The following is a 22746-nucleotide window of genomic DNA, read 5'->3' as shown; positions in this document are numbered from 1 at the left end:
CTTGCTCAAAATTCTTATCGGTATGTCCGACACGGGCGGCGGTCACCGCAGTGCCGCAGAGTCGCTGGCCGCAGTCATCAAACAGCAGCGCGGTGACTCGGTAGAGGTGGTGGTGGCTGACCTGCTTTCCAATCACACCTTCTGGCCGCTCAACCAGGTGCGTCACGCCTATGCGCCAGTCGTCACCAGGGCGCCCTCCCTGTGGAAACTGAGCTGGTGGCTGCCCGAAGCGACCTGGCGTTGGAAACTGCTCCAGCGCTCCTTCCTGCCCTTGCTGCGCGGCCCCCTGGGCGGCTACCTGCGCGCCCAGCACCCTGATCTGTACATCTCGGTGCACCCGCTCCTCAACCATATGCCGCTGCGCCTGCTGCATGCGGCGGGCAACTATTGTCCGGCGGCTACCGTCGTCACCGATCTCGGTGGCGGCCATCCTACCTGGTTTTGCCCGGACATAGACCTGATTACAGTGGGCAGTCAGGCTCTCTACGACTTGGGGCTGCAACGCGGGGTGCCGCGGTCACGCCTGCGCCTGCTGGGCTTGCCGGTCAACCCACGCTTCGGCGCGCCAGGGCAAGATCAGGCGTCACTGCGCCGCGCGCTCAACCTGGCGGAAGGCCGTCCCACGGCCCTCGTCATCGGCGGCGGCGAAGGCATGGGGCCTCTGGCCGAAATCACGCGCGCGCTGGCGCAAGCCTTGAGCGCGGTGGGCGGGCAAGTCGCGGTCATTTGCGGGCGCAACGAGAAGCTGCGCGCCGAACTGGCCGGCCAGGACTGGCCGCTGCCGGTGGTGGTGCAGGGCTTTGTGCGCAACATGTCTGAATGGATGGCCGCCAGTGATTGCGTGGTGACCAAAGCCGGCCCCGGCACCATCATCGAGGCTTGCATCGTCGGGCGTCCCATCATGCTCAGTGATTTCATCGAGGGACAAGAGACCGGCAATGTGACCTACGTGGTGGAGAATGGCATCGGCGCCTTCAGCCGTGAGCCGGAGGAGATCGGCCGCATCGTGCGTGGCTGGCTGACGCCGGGCAACGCCGGCCTGGCGGCCATGTCGCTGCGGGCGCCGGGCCATGGCCAGACCGCAGGCCACCACCGACATCACCAATGCCCTGCTCAACCTGGTGAATCGGCGCACACCGCGCCGCGACCGACGCGGGCCTGTGCCCAAGAAGCGCCCTCTGCGCCTGACCTGACAAGGAACCATACCATGGCAAAAACCACCAAAGTGAAGACCGTTTTTATCTGTCAGCAGTGCGGCAATACCGCCCCGAAGTGGATGGGGCGCTGCCCGGACTGCGGTGAATGGAACACCCTGGTCGAAACCACACTGGAAGCTGAGCCGGCGGCCGGGCGGCGCGGCGGTTTGGCGCCATCACACAGCGCGCCGCAGGCCCTGCCCGACATCCCGGCTGACGGCTACGCGCGCATCCCCGTGCCCATGGGTGAACTGAGCCGGGTCCTGGGTGGCGGCATCGTGCCCGGCTCGGCCGTCTTGATCGGCGGCGACCCCGGCATTGGCAAGAGCACTTTGCTCCTGCAGATGTGTTCCATGTTGGCCCAGCGCGGCCCCGTCCTCTACGTCTCCGGTGAAGAATCGGCCGCGCAGATCAAACTGCGCGCCGAACGCCTGGGTATTGCCGATCAGACGCTCTTCGTCCTGGCTGACAACCAGGTCGAAAGCATGGTGGCGCACATTCAGACCATGCAGCCGGCCCTGGTGGTGGTAGACTCGATCCAGGCCATCTACACCGACAGCATTTCGTCAGCGGCCGGCAGCGTCAGCCAGGTGCGCGAGAGCGCGGCCGCCCTGGTGCGCCTGGCCAAGGCTCAAAACACCCCCATTTTCCTGGTAGGGCATGTGACCAAAGATGGCGCTATCGCCGGGCCGCGGGTGTTGGAGCACATGGTTGATGTGGTGCTTTACCTGGAAGGTGAACGCTTTCACACCTATCGCCTGCTGCGCGGGGTGAAGAACCGCTTTGGCGCGACTGATGAGGTGGGGGTGTTCGAGATGGGCAGCCAGGGCATGAGCGAAGTGACGAATCCGTCGGAGGTGTTCCTGGCTGAACGCATGCCCAATGCTGCCGGCTCGGCCATTGCGGTCACGGTGGAGGGCACCCGCCCGCTGCTCGTCGAGATGCAGGCCCTGTCCAGTACGACCAGCTTTTCCATGCCGAGGCGCACCGCCAACGGCATTGACTTCAACCGTTTGCTGCTCCTCGTGGCGGTGCTGAGCAAACGGGTGGGCCTGCGCCTGTCTGACCAGGACGTGTTCGTCAATGTCGTGGGCGGGTTGACCGTGGAGGAGCCGGCCGCCGACCTGCCGGTGGCCGTGGCGATCGCGTCGAGTTACAAGAACGTGCCGGTGGCGGCCGATGTGGCCCTGATGGGCGAGGTGGGGCTGTCTGGCGAGCTGCGCACCATCAGCCATCTCAGCAAGCGCCTGAGTGAGGCGGCCAAGCTCGGATTCAAGCGTGCCATCGTCCCGCGCAATTCGCAGCGCAAGCTCGACGGCGCGCCTGCTGCCATCGAAGTGATCGGCGTGCGCACGATCAGCGAAGCCATCGAAGCCGCGCTGATCGGCTGACGCTGCGTCTCGAGTGACAGACACCGGGTTTCTGCAAGAAACCCGGTGTCTCGAGTCAAACGACGATGTTGACCAACTTCTGCGGCGCGTAGATCACCTTGCGCACCGGCTTGCCTTCCAGCCACTTCTGCACCCTCTCGCTGGTCAGCGCGGCGCTGCGGGCGCCTTCCTCGCTGATGTCGGCCGCCACCTCGATACGCTCGCGCACCTTGCCGTTGATCTGCACCACCAGGGTGATCAGCTCGGCGCGGGCGATGGCCGGATCAAAGCTGGGCCAGGCCTGCTGATGGACGCTGTAGGCGCCGCCGACGCGTTCCCACAACTCCTCGCTGATGAACGGCATCACCGGCGCCAGCAGCAGGATCAGGCTGCGGATGGCCTCATGCCAGGCATCGCTGCCGTAGACGGTCGTTTCCCTGACCTTGATCAGGTAGTTGTTGAACTCCATCAGCGCGGCCAGCGTGGTGTTGAACTTGAACGCGGCCATGTCCTCCGTCACCCGCTGGATCGTTTGATGGGTCTTGCGCCGCAGCTCGCTGATGTTGCCCGCGGCTGTCGGCGTCTCGGGCGGCGCCAGCACCACGCTCCAGGCGCGCTGGGCAAAGCGCAGCACCCCTTCGATGCCGCGGCTGTTCCACGGGCCGCCCATGTCCCAGGGGCCAATGAACATCAGATAGGCGCGCACCACATCCGCGCCATACTTGGCCACCAGGTCGTCCGGCGACACCACGTTCCCGCGGCTCTTGGACATCTTCTCGCCGTCTTCGCCCAGGATGATGCCCTGGTTGAACAGGCGCCGCATCGGCTCGTCGAAGTTGACCACGCCGATGTCACGCAGGGCCTTGGTGAAGAAGCGCGTGTACATCAGGTGCATGGTGGCATGCTCGATGCCGCCGGTGTACTGATCCACCGGCAGCCAGTAGGCGCCCTGGGCCGCGTCCCACGGCAGATCGTCACGCTGAATCGGCTGGCCGCGCTTGTGGTACGGCGTGACGTACGCGTACTGATACCACGATGAGCACATGAAGGTGTCCATCGTATCGGTTTCCCGTTCGGCCGGCCCACCGCACTCCGGGCAGGTGACGTAGCGAAAACCTTTATGAAACTTCAACGGGCTTTCACCGGTGGGCAGAAACTCCGCATCGGCGGGCAGGCGTACCGGCAAGTCAGCATAGGGCACCGGCACGATGCCGCACTGCGCACAGTGGATGATCGGAATCGGCGTGCCCCACATGCGTTGGCGGCTGATCAGCCAGTCACGCAGGCGGTAATTCACGGCCGCCTTGCCCATGCCCTGCTGCGCCAGCCACGCGCTGACCTTCTTTTTAGCGCCATCGCCGGGCGTGCCGCTGAAGGCGCCAGAGGCGATCATCGTGCCGTAGGCGTCATGGAACAGCACATCCTGATAGAACGCCTTGTCTTGCAGCAACTGCATGGCGATGGTCGCCTGGCCCGCACGTGCCGGGGCGATGGCCTGGCAGCGCCGCACGATCTCCTGGTCATGCGCCACACTGTCCAACTCGACGATGGCGTCGTCGAAAACGAAGGCCGCCCGACTGCCGGCCACGTCCAGCCACTTGCCCGGTGTCTTGGCCCGCTGCGCCAGGGCCAGGTAGGCGTCCACCTGTGCGGGCGTCAGGGTGACGTGATACGCGTCGTCAGTTTCCTCGAACGCGATGTCGGCCGCGGTCAACGCGGCCGCAAAGCTGGCGTTGACATGATCCTTCCAGGCCACGCTCCGGCTGACGCCGTCCGGCCGGGCGATGACCGGGATGATGGGCAGGCCGAACTTGCTGGCAAAGACGAAGTCGCGTTCGTCGTGCGCGGGCACGGCCATGATCGCACCGGTGCCATAGGTCATCAGCACGTAATCGGCGATCCAAACGGGGATGCGTTCGCCGTTGACCGGGTTGGTGGCAAAGCCGCCGGTGAAGACGCCGGTCTTTTCCCGGTCGGTTGCCAGGCGTTCGATCTCTTTTTGGCGGCTGGCCTGGAAACGGTAAGCCTGCACCGCGGCCGTCTGGGCATCTGTGGTCAACGTGTCAACCAGCGGATGTTCCGGCGCCAACACCATGAAGGTCGCGCCCCACAGCGTATCGGGCCGGGTCGTGAAGACCTCGATTGGCTCCCCGCCTTGCGCCTGGAAGATGACGCGTGCGCCCTCGCTGCGGCCAATCCAGTTGGTTTGCAGGACCTGCACGCGTTCCGGCCACTGCATGCGGCTGAAATCCAGCAATTCTTCGGCGTAGTCGGTAATCTTGAAGAACCACTGGTTCAGTTCTTTCTTGATCACCGGCGTACTGCAGCGTTCGCAGTGGCGATCGTCGCCCCAGACCTGCTCGCGCGCCAGGGTGGTGTTGCACTTCGGGCAGAAGTCCACCGGTGCGAAGGCACGATAGGCCAGCCCGGCCTCGTGCAGGCGCAGGAAGAACCACTGCGTCCATTTGTAATAATCAGGATCGCAGGTGATGGCCTCGCGATCCCAGGCAAACATCCCGCCCATCGAACGCAACTGCTTGCGCATCCGCTCGATGTTGGACATGGTCCAGGTCGCCGGGTGGATGCCGCGCTTGATGGCGGCATTTTCGGCCGGCAGGCCAAAGGCATCGAAGCCCATGGGGAAGAAGACATTGTAGCCCTGCATGCGCTTGAAACGGGCGGCCGCGTCCGACGGCGCCATGGCAAACCAGTGACCGATGTGCAGCTCGCCGGATGGATAGGGCAGCATGGTCAGGAAATACCACTTGGGCCGGCTCGCGCTGGCGGCTCCTGTCAGCTCATGGGTTTGGTTGATGCCGGATGCATCCCAGCGCTGCTGCCATTTTGGCTCGATCTCTTGTGGCGTGAAACGTGCATTCATGGTCGTTCTCCGATCTTTAGTTGGTTGCTGCCCTGTGCATAGAAATAAAAAAACGTCGCTCGTCCCTGGCAGGGACGAAGCGACGCTCCGCGGTACCACCCTGATTAGTGCCGATGGGTTTTGCCGCTGCCGTGTGTAAGACGGAGGGCAGCCCAGGTGTGACACTCACTCAAGCGCCCGTTAACGCTGGCGTTGCGGCGCAGACTAGAAAGCGTGTTTCATTGCTTCATCATCTGTGCGGCTCCCGGTCGAGTTCAGTCTTGAGGCGCACGCCGCGGCGCCGTGCAGGCTTGCACCAACCGCCTGCTCTCTGGACGTTGACCTACTACTACCGTTCATGGCCTGTCATCTATTTTGCCGTTGCCTGCTCAGGCGACGACAGGCTGAGTATAGGCGACAGCGCGGGGATTGTCAAGGACAGACAACCGACAAAACGGCAACAAGGCGCTGCGTCAGGGTATCTGATCCAGCAGCAGCGGCAGAAAGATCTGACGGCTTGTGCGGGCGTCCAAGCGCCAGGGACCAAGCCATTCTCCCCTGGGCTGCACCACCAGCCAATACCAGGCCACAGCGCCTGACCAAACCGTCGTGTCTTCCAGGCTGTACGGTTGACCGGGGCCATGCGCTGGAATCAGCGTCGCATTGACACGGGTGCGGTTGGCCAGGGGCGCCCGCGCCCGATAGATGTCGAACCCGGTCACGCCCGTTTCCGTCAGCGTCTGCCAGGTGATCCAGGCATTCGAGCCAACCCAGGCCAATTGCAGGTCTTGCAGGGCCAGACCGGTGGGGCTGACAAAGCCGAAGTCGAGCTGGCGTTCGCAGGCGCCCGGCGCCAGGGTGACAGTGCGCTCGGCGGGCGTCGTCAACCACAGGTGAGGCAGCGGATTGGACGGAACTGCCACGGTGTAGGCGCCGGGCAAGAGCTGGTCGAACCGGTAGAGGCCGGGTGGCTCAAGGCTGCTGACGACGGTGACTGTCAGTCCACCGGGGCCGCTGATGTGAATGGGGACGCCGGCGATGCCATCACTTTCCGTGCAACTGAACGGGTCGGCCGGGTCGGTGCAGCCATCCTGCAAACCGTTGGTGTTGGGGTCCAGGAAGATGAAATCGCCCAGGCAGCCCGCGCGCCAGAAGCCGAAGTCCAGGCCTGGGGTCACGTTGCTGGCGGCCACGGCGCCAATGGCCTGATGGGTGTTGACGTCGCCGTCCGAATCGAGCGTGTCGTCATCGCCCTGGTCTTGGGGGCTGCTCTGCCAGCCAGCCAGCACTCCCTCAGGGTTGAAGTTCGCTTCATTGATCTGCACACAGTAAGCGCCTGGCGCCAGGTCGGTGAAGAGGTACAAGCCGTCTGCGCTGGTGGTGTAGGCGGCGACGGCCACGCCGCTGCAATTGGTGTTGGGGTAGAGTTTGGCGAGCACGCCGGGGATGCCTGGTTCGCCCGACTCGCGGATGCCGTTGCCGTTGCGATCATCCCAGGCGTAATCACCCAGGCGATAGGCCAGGCTGCTGAGCGACGATTCATTGCCGGCCAGGTCGCGCGCCTGCACATCGAGTCGGAACAGCCCCGGCTCGGCGAGCAACGGCATGTAGTTGTCTTTGCCTTGCCACGCGCTGAACTGAGACGGCTCGCCCTCGCGCTGCCAGGCGAAGCGGTAGCCGGCCTGCGCACCGCTCAGCCCAGAATGTTCTTCCACGCTGCGCCATCTGAACTGCGGATCACGACACGCCGCGCGGGCAGGGAGCCGGCCATGGTCGCTGCAATCCACCGCGATCGCGGGCGCGGTGGGCGGGATGGGGTCGAAGCCAAACCAGCCGAACTCCGCCAGGCGTTCGTGCCGAGTGGGCGCCAGGTCCCAGGCCCGGATGTTGAGGGTGTGCTGACCGGGCGCCAGGCCGCTGAAGTCGGTCAGGCCGGTTGTCTGCAGGACGGCGGGCGGCGGACCTGTCGGGAGTGCGTCCCAGGCTGCGCTGTAGCCCCACACGCCTGACTCATCCTCGATGCTCCAACTGATGGTTTGGTTGCTGTTGACCCAGGTCTGGGCGTTGGGGCCACCGGTGAGCCGCACCGTGGGCAGGGACTGATCGTCATTGCCTGACGTCACCCAGGTGCAGCCCTGGATCACGCCGGCGTCGGCGAAGTTGATGAAGATGCGCTCGCCGTAGCCGTTTTCCACATGGAAATGCAGATGCGGGCCAGGCAAGCAATTCCCCAGGTTGCAGGTGCCCGCGGCGCATGTGCCGCTGCCACAGGTGTAGCCAATCTGATTGCTCAGCGCCAGGACCTGACCTTGCTCGACATAATCACCGGCCTGCGCCGTGATCGTACCGTGACCGACATGCGCGTACCAGTCGTAGAGGTCGTCGTCGGGGATATGGCGGATGATGATTTTATTGCTGGCATTGCCGGCCGTGCAGCCGCAATCGCTGCTGACCTGTTCGGCCACCATGATGATGCCGCTGCGCATGGCGACGACGGGGTTGCCGATGGGCATGGAGACATCAACGGCGTGAGAGCCGTGGTTGCAGGCGCCGGTGGCCCAAGCGCGGGTGATGTAGTAGGTATTCCCGGCCGGCCAGGGCAGTTTGTAGTTGGAGTCCTGGGGTGTGTTGGCGGATGCGTGCAACGGGGCGGTTGGGTCGAGGCTGGAATAATCGAGGCTGGATTTCCTGGCCACCGGCAACAGCGCAGCAGGCACGTTGGGCAAGAGGGCGCGCAGGGCGGTGGCGCCCTCGAAGGCCACCTCCCAGGCGTTGTCACGCCACTGAGCCACGAACTGGGTGCCTTCGCCGGTGATGAACGCGTCTTCCTGCGTGTCAACCAGGGCGCCGTAGGCCCAGGCGTCGCGACGTTCGATCTCGGTGATGACGGCGTCTGGGGTGGCCCAGGCCGTGAGAACAGCCTGGCGCAAACTCTCCATGCGCGGGTCGGACGCGCGGGATGGCGTGGTCTCCGCGCCGCTCAGGCTCAGGCTCACAAAAAGCATCGCGGTGATGCTGGCGCCCAGCAGGCGCCAGCCGGATATCCGTTGTGTTCCCATTGTACGCCTCTTGCACGCCTCTTGGTTTGCAGCGGTCAAGCGACCGACGCTATCCCTCGTAGTTTACGCTCGTCAACTGACCAGCGCCGCCTTTCGGGACCGGAGCGGATGGCTCGTTTTACGTCTGATAGATGGCTGACAGGGCGGCGTCCACGGTGGAATACTGGAATCTGAACCCTTGCTTTTGCAAGCGGCTGGGGATGACGCGTTGGCCGTTGAGGAGGATGCCGGCCATTTCTCCAAAGAGAAGCTGCAAGGCGAAGCCAGGCACGGGCATGAACGCCGGTCGTCCCAGCGCCTTGCCCAGGGCGGTGGCAAATTCCCCCATCGTGACCGGGTTGGGGGCAGACAGGTTGAAGACGCCACGCGCCTGCGGGTCTTCCAGCAGAAATTGGATTGCGTTGATTTCGTCGGCCAGATGAATCCAGGGGAAATACTGCTTGCCGCTGCCCACCGGCCCGCCGATGAAAAGCTGGAATGGCAGGGCCATGCGGGCCAGGGCGCCGCCGCGCTTCTCGATCACAACCCCGGTGCGGATGATGACCCGGCGCACGCCCAGGGCTTCGGCGGCCTCGGTGGCTTTTTCCCACGCCACACAGGTCGTGGCTTCGAAAGTGCTGCCCGGTTTCTCATTCTCGTTGATCTTTTCATCGCCGCGCGGGCCGTAATAGCCAACCGCCGAAGATTGCACGAGTACCGCAGGCTTGACTTCGGCCTGGCTGATCGCCTCCAGCACTGCCTGCGCAGCCTGCTGGCGGCTGTTCACAATGGCGGCTTTGCGCGCCGCAGTCCAGCGCCCGGCGCTGAGATTCTCACCGGCCAGGTTGATGATCGCGAACGCGCCAGAGGCCAGGTGACCCCAGCCCTGCGCCGTGCGACCATCCCAGGCCACAACCTGCACCCCATTGCCCAGGCTGCCCGCGGCCGCCGGGTTGCGCGAAAGGACCACCACTTCATACTTGGCGGCCAACTGCCGGGCTAACGGCGCACCAATGAACCCGGTGCCGCCGGTAATGATGACTCGTTGCATGTCTACTCCCTCCTGTCTGCTGCCGGTACCGCGAATTTATTCAATCTCTGATCCCTTTGACGACTTCTAGGCGGCGGCGGTCACGGGGAAATGCTAAATGATGAAAGCTGAATTCTGAACAGGGCAGAGGGCGTTCAGTTTTCCAACGTTTTTCTTATGCAAGGGGGTTACAGTGGTCAGGGCGAATACAACTAGGAGGCGACACGATGTTCGAGTATAATCCATGTCGTTGGCAAGCGGAGCCAGGCATGATCGTGGAGGTCATAAGCCCCGGCTATTGCGACAAGGACGCTCTACTGCGACCGGCGCGCGTGCGGGTCAGCCAGTAGGACCGACCAGTGTACGTCACAGAGAGGGAGGTGTGCCATGCAACCCAGAGATTACTATCATATTCTCGGTGTGGACCGCAAGGCCAGCGAAAAGGACATCAAGAAAGCCTATCGCAGATTGGCTCGCGAACATCACCCTGACCTGAATCCCGGTGACAAGCGCGCCGAAGATCGCTTCAAGGACATCAACGAAGCGCATGAGGTGCTATCTGACCCGGAGAAGCGGGCCAAGTACGATCGTTTTGGCGCACAATGGCAGCAGTACGAGCAGTCTGGTGGCCGTCCCGGTGGTTTTGACTGGTCACAGTGGGCCAGGCCTGGCCAGGGCGGCGCGACCACGCAACAATTCACTGCGGACGATCTGCAGCGAATGTACGCCAGCGCGGGTACGGGCGGTTTTTCGGATTTCTTTGAATCGCTGTTTGGCGGTGCGGGCCAGCGCAGATCAAGCACAAATCCTGCTGCGGGTGCAGGCCGCGGCCAAAGCCGGGTGCGCCGCGGGCAGGATATTGAGCAGACGCTGGAAATTACCCTGGAAGAGGCGTTCAACGGCACGACGCGCTTGTTGCAGCGTGACGATAACAGCACAGGTGAGGTGCATATTCCCAAAGGCGTGCAGACCGGCTCGCGGGTGCGCGTCAGCGGTGTGGGCAGTGCGGGAACGGCCGGTGGGAACGCGGGTGACCTTTATCTGAAGATTGCAGTCAAACCACACCCGGTGTTCGAACGGCGCGGGGATGATCTGGTCGCGAAGGCACCCGTTGATTTGTATACGGCTATCCTGGGTGGCAATGTGCAGGTGCCGACGATGACGGGGCCGGTAATGCTTACTGTTCCGCCGGAGACGGCCAATGGCAAGACGATTCGCCTGCGTGGGCAGGGGATGCCATTGGTCAAAGGCGACGAGCAGCGCGGCGATCTGTACATCGAAGTGCAGGTGACGACGCCGCGCAATCTCAGCCCGCGTGAAATGGAACTATTCAAGCAATTGGCCGACCTGCGCAAGGCAGGGGGCGCCTCATGACTGAGTCGGGAAAAAGTTTCGAGATTAGGAGAGACGATCATGGCGAGTTTTATGCAACCGGACGATAGTAACGATCGCGTGGCAAGTATTCCACGTGATCTCCCCATCTTGCCACTGCGCAATACGGTGGCCTATCCGTTTTCTGTTCTCCCCCTGGTGGTGGGGGTTCCGCGCTCGGTCAAGCTGATCGAGGACGCCCTGCAAGGCAACCGGCTGATTGGCCTGGTTTCGATGAAGGATGGCTCGGTCGAGGAGCCGCTGCCCGGCCAGGTGTTCGAGATTGGCACCGTGGCCATGATTCACCGCGTGGTGCGCGCGCCCGACAACACACTGCAGGTGGTGGTGCAGGGGCTGGAGCGCCTGAAGGTCGAATACTGGTTGGGCGCGGAGCCTTACCTGCGTGCCTATATTGCCCTGGCGCCCGACATCGTGCAGCAAGATGTGGAGCTGGAGGCGCTGGAGCGCAGCCTGCGCGAACTGGCCCAGGAAGTGATCGCGCTTTCGCCCAACATGCCGGAGGACGCGGGCAAGTTTCTCGATCAAGTGCAGGATTCACGCTACCTGGCCTATCTGATTGCCGCCAACTCCCGGTTGGAAATGGCCGAGGGTCAGAAGATCCTGGAGATGGACAATGTCAAGGATAAGTTTCGCGCCTTGATGGTGCATCTGACGCGCGAAAAAGAAGTGCTGACGCTGGGCCAGAAGATCCAGAGCGAGGCCCGTGAGGAGATGGACAAGGCGCAGCGCGAGTATTACCTGCGCCAGCAACTGCGTGCGATTCAGAAGGAACTGGGCGAGGCGGACGAGAGTCAGAGTGCGGTCAGCGACTATCGCCAGAAAATCGAGGATGCCGGCCTGCCCGAAGAGGCCAAGAAGGAAGCGCAGCGTGAATTGAAGCGCCTGGACGGGATGCCGCCGCAGGCAGCCGAACATTCGGTCATCAAGACCTATTTGGACTGGCTGATCGAGCTGCCCTGGAACAAGCTGAGCGAGGATCAGCTCGAAATTGTCCATGCGCGCCAGGTGTTGGATGAGGATCACTACGACCTGCAAGAGGTCAAGGACCGCATTCTGGAGTTCCTGGCGGTGCGCAAACTGGTGCAGGAGCGCGGCGTGCGCGCGGAGCCAGGCGAGGAGGAGAAGGTCAGCGAGGCGATGGGCGCCATCCTCTGCTTCGTGGGGCCGCCGGGCGTGGGCAAGACCAGCCTGGGGCAGAGCATTGCGCGCGCGCTGGGGCGCAAGTTCACGCGCATGAGCCTGGGCGGGATGCGTGACGAGGCGGAGATTCGCGGGCACCGGCGCACCTACATCGGCGCGCTGCCCGGGCGCATCATCCAGGCCATCAAGCGCGCCGGCACGCGCAACCCGGTTTTCATGCTGGACGAGGTGGATAAGATCGGCAACGATTGGCGCGGCGATCCAAGCAGCGCGCTGCTGGAAGTGCTCGACCCGGCGCAAAATCATGCGTTTCGCGATCACTACCTGGATGTGGACTTCGATCTGAGCGACGTCATCTTCATCACAACGGCCAACACGCTGGAGACCATCCCACCGCCGCTGCGTGACCGCATGGAGATTATTCAACTCGATGGCTACACCGAGCGTGAGAAGATCAAGATCGCGCAGGGCTTCCTGGTGCCCCGGCAGATCAGAGCCAATGGTCTGCGTGAAGGCGAGGTGACATTTGGCGAGGAGGCGCTGCGCAAGACGGTGCAGGATTACACGCGCGAAGCTGGCGTGCGCAATCTGGAACGCCAGATTGGCGCCATTTGCCGCAAGAGCGCGGTGAAGATTGCCGCGGGCGAGGTGCAGGCCATCGCGGTGACGCCAGAGATCGTGCGCGAGTATCTGAAGCGCGAACGCTTCGAATCAGAGGCGAGCGAGGCGATTGAGATTCCGGGCATCGCGACCGGCCTGGCGGTGACCGCGGTGGGCGGCGACATACTCTTCATCGAGGCGACGGGGATGCGCGGCAAGGGCGGTCTGACGCTGACCGGGCAACTGGGCGATGTGATGCGCGAGAGCGCACAGATTGCGCATAGCTATGTCCGCTCCAAGGCCGCCGCGCTGGGGGTGGACGCGGATAAGTTCGAGCAGACCGATGTGCATATTCACGTACCCGCGGGTGCGGTGCCCAAGGATGGGCCGTCGGCCGGGATCACGATGGTGACGGCGATGGCAAGTCTCTTCAGCGGCCGGCCGGTGCGTAGTGATGTGGGGATGACCGGCGAAGTGACACTGCGCGGCCGCGTCCTGCCCATCGGCGGGGTCAAGATGAAGGTGCTGGCCGCGCACCGCGCCGGGCTGACCACGATCATCTTGCCCAAGCGCAATGAGCGCGATCTGGAAGACCTGCCGGACGATGTGCGCCAGGCTATGACCTTTGTGCCGGTGGATCGGATTGATGAGGCGCTGGCCGTGGCGCTGTTGCCAGTGGAACGCTGAGGGCAGAGGGCAGATGACACACGAGGAAATTTTGGCACAGGAAGATGCGGGCTGGCAGGCGCTGATGGCGGCTGTCGAGGGGTTGAGCGATGCGGACTGGCTGCTGCCGGGCGCGGCCGGGGAGTGGACGTTGAAAAACGTGGCCGCACATCTCTGTTCCTGGCAGGAGGAGACGCTGAACGTGCTGCCTGACATGGCGCGTCAGATCATCGCCGGGGTCAAGGAGCCGCGACGTTACGACATAGACGCCTGGAACGCGGAGCAGTACGCGCAACGCCAGGAGCAGTCGCTGGCGGAGGTGCGCAGCGGGCTGTTGACGACGCGCGCCGCGCTGCTGGCGATGATTCAACGCATGCCGGCCGAGTGGCTGGCAAGGTACAAGCACATGCGCAACTGGATCGCGGCGGTGACCTACGAGCACTACGCCGAACATGTAGAGATGATCCACGCCTGGCGCGCTGCAGCTTGATCCAATGACGCGAAAGGGAATACCGATGCCTGACATGTTCGATGCGTATCAGAAGGCTTTGACCCAACTGCGGGCTGCGCTGGGCAGCGGGCACCCTGACTATGGGGATGTCCTGCTCTACGAGCAGCGGCTGACTGAAAACATGCGCAGCGCCCGCCGCTTTGGCGATACGGAAGCCTTGCGCGCAGAGCGGGCGCAGGTCATTGATGGCCTCAACCGCCTGGCCTTGCAGCACGCGGGCCGCAGCTTCAACGAACTGGCGTTCTCAGCGCCGCCGGCGCCCAACCCACCGCCGGCCCCGCCCCGCCGCGCAGACTTCGACATAGCCGCGTTGCGCGCCCTGCTCAACGCCGCGTTCTCCGACGAGGAGCTGACGACCCTCTGTTTCGATCATTTCCGGCCGGTGTACGATCAGTTCAGCACAGGCATGGCGCGCACGGCCAAGATCCAACATCTGTTGGAGTACGCGGAAAAGCGGCAGCAGGTGGCGCGCCTGATCGAGTTGGTGGGGGATCTCAACCCGGCGCAGGCGGCTGCGCACCGCGGCCGGCTGCGTCGCGGCGCGGTCGTGCTGGGGGATGTCAACACCGGCGGCGGCGCGATCGTGAATGGGGATGTCAGCACCGGCGGCGATTTTGTGGGGCGCGACCGGCATTAGCAGTGCGGCCTCACCTCATCCCCCGGCCCCTTCTCCTCTCCGCGCAGCGGAGAGGAGAGGGGGGAGGAAAGGATGGCCGCGGGATGAGGTATCCTATGCTCGATAACCCTGCCCTGGAAGAAACGCTGCAGCGCCTGGTGACGCTGCTGAATGTCAGCGAACGGGGGGCGTGGGCCTTTGCGCTCTACGACAGCGAGGGCGGCCGCCTGCGCATGCGCCAGGAGTTGGCGCTGCGCCTCTCCGTGCCTCTCATGGATGTGGCGCTCGACGCCGGCCATGCCAATCCCCTGGCTTTCCTGGACGCGCTGCCGCCGGCTGTGCAGGCCGAGCGTCTGGTGATCTCCTTCACCGGCCTGGAAGCCGCGATGCCCGCGGTCTTCGGCTACCTGGACTTGCAGCGCGACGCCTTCAGCGACTATCCGCACAGCCTGATCTTTTGGGTAACGGAAGAGGCCTGGCGCCAGGTGATGGCGCAGGCGCCCAATTTCTATTCGCGGCGCCGCGGCCTCTTCGATTTCCGCGGCGCGGGGACGCAGCCCGCGGCCGCGGTCGCCTCGCACATGCAAACCCTGCGCAAGCGCGTGGCCGACCTCAAGGACAAGCTGCTCAAGCTCGAAGCCCTGCGCAGCGTCCTGGGCGATGAGATCACCGAACAGAAGAGCCGGGAATTGAACGCCGAGCTGCAGATGCTCATCCAGACCGCGGGCGGCGCGCTCGTGGTCGGGGATGTGCAGACGGCCGGCGATTTCGTCGGCCGCGACCAGTGGCGGGTTTACATCAGTAATTTCTACGCTGACAAGCCGGCTGATCAGATACCGGTGGAGGTGCTGCTGGCCGCGTACCTGCGCAGCCTGGCGGCCGAGTGCAGCCGTCTGCCCCTGGGCCTCATTGACACCGAGTTCGTGCGCAGCAGCGGCGAGTCGCCCGTGCTCCTGGCTGATGTGTATGTGGATTTGGACGTGGTGTCGGTTCCGGCCGAGCGCACGCGGGACGAGCGCAGCCTGGCCCTGCACCTGGCGCGCGGCAAAGAGGGGGACCGCACGCCGTTGCTCGAGGCCATCGCGGTCGCCACCAAGCGCCGCATCGTGTTGACCGGCGACGCCGGCTCCGGTAAAACCACGTTCGTCAACTACCTGACCTATCTGCTGGCGACCCACAGCCCGGCCCTGCCCCAGGCGCTGGCCGACGCGCTGCCGGTGCGCCTGCTGCTGCGGGAGGTGGCCGCGCGCCAGATTCCGCTCGACGCCCGCCAGGGCGCGGCGGCCATGATCTGGGCCGCGCTGCGCGACGACCTGCGCCAGCGCCTGGGCGAGACGGCCGGCGACCGCGCGTTCGAGACCTGGCAGCAGCGCCTGCTCAAAGAGCCGGCCGTCATCCTGCTCGACGGGCTGGATGAGGTGCCGGAGGCGCAGCGCCGGCGTGAGGTGCTCCTGCAGGCGATCCGGGACTTCCTCGCGCCCCTGCCCAAGGTCACGCGTGTCTTGGTGACCGCGCGGCCCTATGCCTATGCCGACCCACGCTGGCATCTGCCCCGTTTCAGCACCCTGGCCCTGGCGCCCTTCGACGAGCGCCAGGTGCAGCGCTTCATCGCCCGCTGGTATCAGGCCGTGGCGCCCGACCTGGGCTGGGATGCCGCGACCGCGCAGCAGCGCGGGGAGCGCCTGGCGGCCGCGCTGCAGGAGCGCCCCTTCCTGGCCGACCTGGCCTCACGACCTCTGCTGCTGACCCTGATGGCAACGCTGCACAGCAGTTGGGGCCAACTGCCCGAAGATCGCGCCGACCTGTACGAGGAGACGGTCAAGCTACTGCTGGCGCGCTGGCAGCGCGGCCGCGAAATCAGCAGGCCGGACGGTCAGCCCATGATCGAGCCGGGCATTGCGCAGGTGCTGGGCGTGGGCGAGGCCCGCGTGCGCGAGGCGCTGGAGCGGCTGGCCTTCACCGTTCATCAGCGCCAGCGCGAGGCCGCGGCGGCCGGGCAGGATGGCGAGGCGGCCGACATCAGCGAAGGCGAAATCCTGGTTGCGTTCAAGCCGCTGCTGGGCGAGGTGGCGCCCGACGTCCTGCTGCGCTATTTGCAGGAGCGCGCCGGCCTGTTGATCGAGCGGCGCAGTGGGGTCTACGCGTTCGTGCATCGCTCGCTGCAGGAGTACCTGGCCGCGTGCCTGGTTTTGAGCCAGCCGGACGCGGCCGGGCAGCTCGTGCGTCTGCTCAGCGCGGACCCGGCCTGGTGGCGTGAGGTTTTCGTGCTGGGCGCGGGCAAGAAGCAGCGCGGCGGCTACGGCGACGCGGTCAACCTGATCAACGCGCTGCTGCCCGACGATCCCGACCCTGCGGCCGAGGAGGTTGCCTGGCGCCTGGCTGTGATTGCCGGGCAGGCGAGCAGGGAGCTGCGCCTGCCGGAGAAAGCGGCCGGCCAGCGCGTCTACGAGGCGGTGCTGGGCCGCGTGCGGCGTTGGTTGGCGGCCCTGGTCGAAGGGGGGCGGCTGCCCGCACCTGAACGGGCCGAGGCCGGCGACCTGCTCGGCCAGCTCGGCGATCCCCGCTTCGATCCGGGCCGGCTGGGCCTGCCGGTGCGCTTCCGCGGCCAGGCCGAGCCGTGGGCAGGCTTCGTGGAGATACCGGCCGGGCCGTTCGTCATGGGCAGCCGCAAGGGGGACAAGGATTCCTGGGAAGATGAGTTGGGTCACGACCACAAACCGCTGACGATCCCCTACCACTTCTGGATGGCGCGCTACCCGGTGACCGTGGCGCAGTTCCAGCCCTTTGTGGAAGGCGATGGGTATGGCAATCAGCGTTTGTGGACCAAGACCGGCTGGGCCTGGCGCCAGGGCACGTGGGACAGCCAGGCGGAGAACAAAGATGTCCGTGAGTGGATCCAGCGGCGCACGCCGGATCAGCGCCATACCCCGCTGTGGTGGAGCGACCAGGTGCGCACGCCCAACCGGCCGGTGATGGGCATCAGTTGGTTCGAGGCGATGGCCTACGCGGCCTGGCTCGATGCGCAGTGGCGGGCGGGGCGGGTGCGGGCCAGTGGCCGGAGCTGCCGGCCGGTTACGTGGTGCGCCTGCCGGACGAGGGGGAATGGGAAAAGGCCGCGCGCGGCGGCGATGACCGCGTCTACCCCTGGGGCAACGAGGCGCCGGATGCAGAGCGAGCCAACATCGAGGGGGCGATCGGCCGGCCCACGGCGGTGGGCATGTACCCGACCGGCGCGACGCCGGCGGGCCTGCTCGACATGAGCGGCAACGTCTGGGAATGGACACGTACGCGCTACCGGCCCTACCCCTACCGGCCGGCCGATGGCCGCAACGAGCCAGAAGCCGAGGGCATGCCCGTGGTGCGGGGCGGTTCCTGGGACAATTTTCCCAGGAACGCTCGTTGTGCGGTGCGCAACAGGAACGTGCCCGACGACTTCAACAATAATCGGCGTTCGGGTGGTTGTGTCCCTGGCGGCTTCTGGTTTCTGATACCACCGAATGAATTCGGCGTCTGATACCGAAAACCTGCTGAAGCAGGTTGGTGGGGGGCTTGAATCTTCGTCGCGAAAAAACGATGCAAGCCACCGAATGAATTCGGCGTCTGGTACCGCCGCATGAATTCGGCGTCTGATACCACCGAATGAATTCGGCGTCTGATACCGAAAACCTGCTGAAGCAGGTTGGTGGGGGGCTTGAACCTTCGTCGCGATAAAACGATGCAAGCCACCGAATGAATTCGGCGTCTGGTACCGAAAGCTGAAGCAGGTTGGTGGGGGGCTTGAATCTTCGTCGCGAAGAAACGATGCAAGAGGGTGTTGGGGGTAGGGGTGAGGTGTCGTTGAGGTTGTGGTGGAGAGATTCATGGGTGGGTTGCCGTGGATGGATTCACGGGCGGGGTGCGGTGGATGGATTCACCTCACGGCGCCGCGGACGTTCGATCATGAAGGATGGGAGGACAGCACATGCCATTTTGGCGCACGTATTATCACCTGGTGTGGGCCACGAAAAACCGTGAGCCGTTGATTACACCGGACATCGAGCCGCGTTTGTACGCCTACATTGTTCACAAAGCCGCCGAGTTGGGCGTGTTTGTGTACGTCATCAACGGCTGGACCGATCACACTCATCTGATCGTCGCCATCCCGCCGCACGTTTCCGTAGCCGAGCTGGTCAAGCACCTCAAAGGCGCCTCTTCGCACGATCTCAACCAGCAGGGGCTTGCCGCGCATTTCGGCTGGCAGCGCGGCTACGGCGTACTGACATTGGGTCAGCGGCAAAAGCCCGATGCCGAAGCGTATGTCAGCAACCAGAAAGAGCACCATCGCATGGACACCGCCATCGCCTGGCTGGAGCGTTACTCGGAGTTTGATGAAGGGCCTGACGACCTACCATCATCGCCCGCGTCCCAACCGGTGCCGGCCCTGCGTGAATCATCGCCAACCTATGACTACTCGGAGTTTGGTGAAGGGCCTGACGACCTATCATCATCGCTAGCGTCCAAACCGGCGCCGGCCCTGCGCGAACCATCGCCCACCTATGACGTTCTCGACGAACCGGCATTCTAACCCCCCAAAACTCGCCCCGCATTCATTCGGCCTCAACGAATCAACATCCCCCCCCCGAACCTGCTTCAGCAGGTTTTTCCTACCAGACGCCGAATTCTTCGGTGGCTTCCCCGAATTCATTCGGCAATCCATCCAGACGCCGCATTCATTCGGTCTCAACGAATCAACATCCCCCCCCCGAACCTGCTTCAGCAGGTTTTTCATACCAGACGCCGAATTCATTCGGTGGTCTTCGCCCCGAATTCATTCGGCAATCCATCCAGACGCCGCATTCATTCGGTCTCAACGAATCAACATCCCCCCCCGAACCTGCTTCAGCAGGTTTTTCATACCAGACGCCGAATTCATTCGGTGGTCTTCGCCCCGAATTCATTCGGTGGTCTTCGCCCGAATTCATTCGGTGGTCTTCGCCCCGCATTCATTCGGTGGGTTCAGATACCGCATTCACGTCGTGACCGTTAGCCGCAAAGGTGCATCATGCGTCGACGAATCGTCTTCTTCCTGCTGCTTGCCATTCTCCTGGCCGTCCTGGCCTTGACCGTGCCCCGTTGGGCGCCGCCGCTGCTGAACTTCATCGGCGCCAACAGCGACCTCATCCAGGGCGCCGAAGCGCTGCTCGCCATCGTGACGGCCCTCCTGTCGGCCCTCAGCCTGCTGGCCACCTTCTTCTTCAGCCGCCAACCCAGGCAGGCGCCTGACGCCTCGCCGCCCGCGACCGAAACCTCGAACGTGTCATCCCAGGGCGCCATTGTGGGCGGTAACGTGACGAGCGGCGGTCAGTTCAGCGGGCGCGACAGCTACAATTTCCACGCGCCGGTAATCATCACCGGCCAACCGCCCGTCCTGCCGCCCGTACCGGCCGACCTGACGCCGGCCCGCGATGCCTACCTGGCCTACGTGCTCGATCGTCATCAGTTCCTCAGCCTCAAGGGCATGGGCGTCAGCGACCGTGTGCCGCTCAAGCTGCCGCTGCTCGATCTCTACGTGCCGCTGCAGGCGCGGCTGGAGCTGCCCGAAGGTGAAACCTGGCGCCGCAACCTACGCCTGGCCGGCCGGCCGCTCAACCCGGACGAACAGGCCAACCTGACCGGGCACCTCAGCGAGCCGCGGCCGGTGCTCGACCTGATCCAGGCGCACGATGGCCTGGTCGTCCTGGGCGATCCGGGCGCGGGCAAAACCACCTTCCTCAAATACCTGGCGCTGCAACTGGCGCTCGGTCACGGTCCAGCTATCGGTCTGGGCAACCGCCTGCCGATCCTGGCGCCCCTCTCCGGCTTTGCCAACGCCCTGGCCGCCGGCAGCGTGCGCCTGGACGATTACATCGCCAACTATTTTCACGACATCGGCGTGGATCTGCCGGTGGCCGCGCTGCTGCAGCAGGCGCTGGACAAAGGCCAGGCGCTGGTGCTGCTTGATGGCCTGGACGAGGTCAAGGAGACCGGCCTGCGCCACACCGTGGTGCAGCAGGTGGTGGATTTCTACACCGCGCAGCGCCGCCGCGGCAACAAGTTCGTGCTGAGCAGCCGCATTGTCGGCTATCGCGCGGTGCGCCCCACCGCGCCGGGCCTGGCCGAATGTACATTGGTGGATTTCGACAATGACGAGATCAGCGCGTTTATCGAACGCTGGACCGCCACCCTGGAAAAGCAGGCTTCGGGCGACACGGCCGTGGCGCGGGACGACGCCGCGCGTGAACGCCAGACCCTGTTGGACGCGGTGCAGCGCAATCCGAGCGTTCATGACCTGGCTTCCAATCCGTTGCTGTTGACCATCCTGGCCCTCATGCAGCGCCAGGGCGTCACCCTGCCGGAGCGCCGCATCGAGCTGTACGATCAGTACGTCAAGACCCTGATTTCGAGCTGGAACCGCACGCGGGGCCTGGGCCGGCCGCCCACGCGTGACCTGGATGCCGTGCAGACGCTGCGCATCCTGGCGCCGCTGGCCCTGTGGATGCACGAAACCAGCCCTGGCGTGGGGCTGGTCAAGCGCGAGGAGGTGCGCCGGCGCCTGGAGGCGATCTACCGCGAGCGCGGGGACACCGACCCCGAGGCTGCGGCGCGGCGCTTCGAGGACGATGTGCATGAACACGCCGGCCTGCTGCTGGAACGCGGCCCCGGCGAGTACGGCTTCATGCACCTGACCTTCGAGGAATACCTGGCGGCCGTCGCGCTGGCCCTGCGCGGGCAGGGCGACTGCCGGCCGATCGTGGACTACCTGGCGCAGCATGTGGGCGATGCGGCCTGGCGCGAGGTGGCGCTGCTCACCGTGGGCTACCTGGGCCTGATCCAGCAGTTGTACCGCGTGGCCGGCGAAGTGGTCGAGGGGCTGCTGGCGACGCCCATCGGCGCGCCGGGCGAGGCGGTGGTGCTGGCCGGCGCGGCTGTGCTCGACGCCTGGCCGGGCGGGGTGCCGCCAGGCAGCAGGGACAAGGCCGTGACCGCGCTGATTTCGACCATGCAGAGCGCCGTGACAGCGCCGCGTCTGCGCCGCGAGGCCGGGCTGCTACTCGGCAGCCTGCACTGGCAGCCGGACGACCTGGACACGTTCGTGGAAGCGCCGGCCGGGGAGTTCCTCTACGGCGATCCGCCGCAGAAACGGCGCATCGAGCAGCGCTTCTGGATTGCCCGGTACCCCGTGACCAACGCGCAGTACCGGCGCTTCATGGAGGATCACGGCTACGAGCGCCCGGAGTTCTGGGGCCAGGACGGTTGGGCCTGGCGCACGGGGACGTACGAAACGAAGGAACCACTGAAGACAGGATGAAAGAGCATCTCGCGCAGCGTCCGTCGGAGCTGCGCGATCAACCCTATTCCTGGGACGACCGCGAGCGCAGCAGCCCCATCTGCCCGGTGGTGGGCATCACCTGGTTCGAGGCGCAGGCGTACGCGACCTGGCTGGACCGTCAGCTCACGGAACTGCGCCTGGCTGACGGCCGGCGCCTGCTCAAGCTGCCGGGGTATGCGCTGCGCCTGCCCACGGAGATGGAGTGGGAGCGGGCGGCGCGGGGAACCGACGGGCGGGAGTATCCGTGGGGCGGACCGTTCGACTCTGTGCATTGTAACACGGATGCCAATGACCCGGAAGGCAAAATTCGGGATCGGCGCCACCGCGGTTTGCACCTACCCCAGCGGCGCCAGCCCCACCGGCGCCTGGGATATGAGCGGCAACGTGTGGGAGTGGACGAACTCACTGTATTCCGGGCAGGAACCATTCCCCGTGGTGCGGGGCGGTTCCTGGGGCGGTAATCCCAGGTTCGCTCGTTGTGCGGTGCGCAGCTGGGACGTGCCCGACCTCTTCTACTATAATGTCGGCGTTCGGGTGGTTGTGTCCCTGGCGGCTTCTGGTTTCTGATTTCTGAATGCTGGAGTGCTGAGTGCTGAATTCTGGCCCAGGAGGCGTGGGAGCCGTCGAATGAATTCGGCGTCTGATACGGCCGAATGAATTCTGATACCACCGAATGAATTCGGCGTCTGATACCACCGAATGAATTCGGCGTCTGATACCACCGAATGAATTCGGCGTCTGATACCACCGAATGAATTCGGCGTCTGGTGGCGCTTGAACCTTCGTTGCGATAAAACGATGCAAGCCACCGAATGAATTCGGCGTCTGGTACCGAAAGCTGAAGCAGGTTGGTGGGGGGCTTGAACCTTCGTTGCGAAAAAACGATGCAAGGGGGTGTTGGGGGTAGGGGTGAGGTGTTGTTGAGGGTGTTGGGCGGCAGATTCGTGGGGTGCAGTGGATGGATTCACCTCACGGCGCC

General features: G+C 64.6%; 13 protein-coding genes and 1 pseudogene. 11 read left to right on the top strand and 3 right to left on the bottom strand.

Annotated elements, in window-relative coordinates:
* Position 1 precedes the first annotated feature (1 nt).
* Positions 2 to 2587 (top strand): DNA repair protein RadA, encoded by a 2586-nt coding sequence (gene radA, locus IPF85_RS26985; RefSeq protein WP_343411149.1) that lies wholly within the window; start codon positions 2 to 4, stop codon positions 2585 to 2587.
* A gap of 55 nt (positions 2588 to 2642) precedes the next feature.
* On the opposite strand, the gene IPF85_RS26980 is transcribed toward radA, so the two are convergent.
* From IPF85_RS26980 to IPF85_RS26970, 3 genes are all read right to left on the bottom strand, one after another.
* Entirely contained in the window at positions 2643 to 5447 is a 2805-nt protein-coding gene (locus IPF85_RS26980) for a leucine--tRNA ligase (RefSeq protein WP_343411148.1), read from the bottom strand.
* Positions 5448 to 5899: 452 nt separating this feature from the next.
* Positions 5900 to 8485, bottom strand: a complete 2586-nt coding sequence (locus IPF85_RS26975; protein WP_343411147.1) for an SdrD B-like domain-containing protein — start codon at positions 8483 to 8485, stop codon at positions 5900 to 5902.
* 118 nt (positions 8486 to 8603) lie between these two features.
* A complete protein-coding gene (locus IPF85_RS26970) occupies positions 8604 to 9515 on the bottom strand; it encodes a TIGR01777 family oxidoreductase (RefSeq protein WP_343411146.1) in 912 nt (303 codons plus the stop codon).
* Positions 9516 to 9721: 206 nt separating this feature from the next.
* Between IPF85_RS26970 and grpE the strand changes: the two genes are divergently transcribed.
* The 10 genes and pseudogenes from grpE to IPF85_RS26920 all read left to right on the top strand — a co-directional run bounded on the left by grpE (position 9722) and on the right by IPF85_RS26920 (position 22228).
* Positions 9722 to 9844: a nucleotide exchange factor GrpE gene (gene grpE, locus IPF85_RS26965; RefSeq protein WP_343411145.1), complete on the top strand. Its 123-nt coding sequence runs from the start codon at positions 9722 to 9724 to the stop codon at positions 9842 to 9844.
* A 37-nt stretch (positions 9845 to 9881) separates the two neighbouring features.
* Complete coding sequence (locus IPF85_RS26960; RefSeq protein WP_343411144.1) at positions 9882 to 10868, top strand: J domain-containing protein; 987 nt, start codon at positions 9882 to 9884, stop codon at positions 10866 to 10868.
* Positions 10869 to 10907: 39 nt separating this feature from the next.
* Complete coding sequence (lon, locus tag IPF85_RS26955) at positions 10908 to 13313, top strand: endopeptidase La (protein ID WP_343411143.1); 2406 nt, start codon at positions 10908 to 10910, stop codon at positions 13311 to 13313.
* A gap of 13 nt (positions 13314 to 13326) precedes the next feature.
* Positions 13327 to 13782, top strand: coding sequence for a DinB family protein (locus IPF85_RS26950; protein ID WP_343411142.1), 456 nt, complete (start codon positions 13327 to 13329; stop codon positions 13780 to 13782).
* A 25-nt stretch (positions 13783 to 13807) separates the two neighbouring features.
* Positions 13808 to 14440, top strand: a complete 633-nt coding sequence (locus IPF85_RS26945) for a hypothetical protein (RefSeq protein WP_343411141.1) — start codon at positions 13808 to 13810, stop codon at positions 14438 to 14440.
* Positions 14441 to 14523: 83 nt separating this feature from the next.
* Positions 14524 to 17427 (top strand): annotated as a pseudogene (locus IPF85_RS26940) (SUMF1/EgtB/PvdO family nonheme iron enzyme); the annotation flags it as partial.
* Entirely contained in the window at positions 17310 to 17933 is a 624-nt protein-coding gene (locus IPF85_RS26935) for an SUMF1/EgtB/PvdO family nonheme iron enzyme (RefSeq protein ID WP_343411140.1), read from the top strand. The pseudogene IPF85_RS26940 and the gene IPF85_RS26935, both read left to right, overlap by 118 nt.
* A 447-nt stretch (positions 17934 to 18380) precedes the next feature.
* Positions 18381 to 18983 (top strand): IS200/IS605 family transposase, encoded by a 603-nt coding sequence (gene tnpA, locus IPF85_RS26930; protein WP_343411139.1) that lies wholly within the window; start codon positions 18381 to 18383, stop codon positions 18981 to 18983.
* 477 nt (positions 18984 to 19460) lie between these two features.
* On the top strand, positions 19461 to 21746 hold the full coding sequence (locus IPF85_RS26925) for an NACHT domain-containing protein (protein ID WP_343411138.1): 2286 nt from the start codon (positions 19461 to 19463) through the stop codon (positions 21744 to 21746).
* On the top strand, positions 21743 to 22228 hold the full coding sequence (locus IPF85_RS26920) for an SUMF1/EgtB/PvdO family nonheme iron enzyme (protein WP_343411137.1): 486 nt from the start codon (positions 21743 to 21745) through the stop codon (positions 22226 to 22228). Before IPF85_RS26925 ends, IPF85_RS26920 begins: the two co-directional genes overlap by 4 nt.
* Positions 22229 to 22746: the final 518 nt, after the last annotated feature.

Source organism: Candidatus Amarolinea dominans (assembly GCF_016704685.1).
Taxonomy (GTDB): domain Bacteria; phylum Chloroflexota; class Anaerolineae; order SSC4; family Amarolineaceae; genus Amarolinea; species Amarolinea dominans.
Note: the sequence above shows the minus strand (reverse complement) of the source record. Positions and strands in the feature narration are given on the sequence as shown.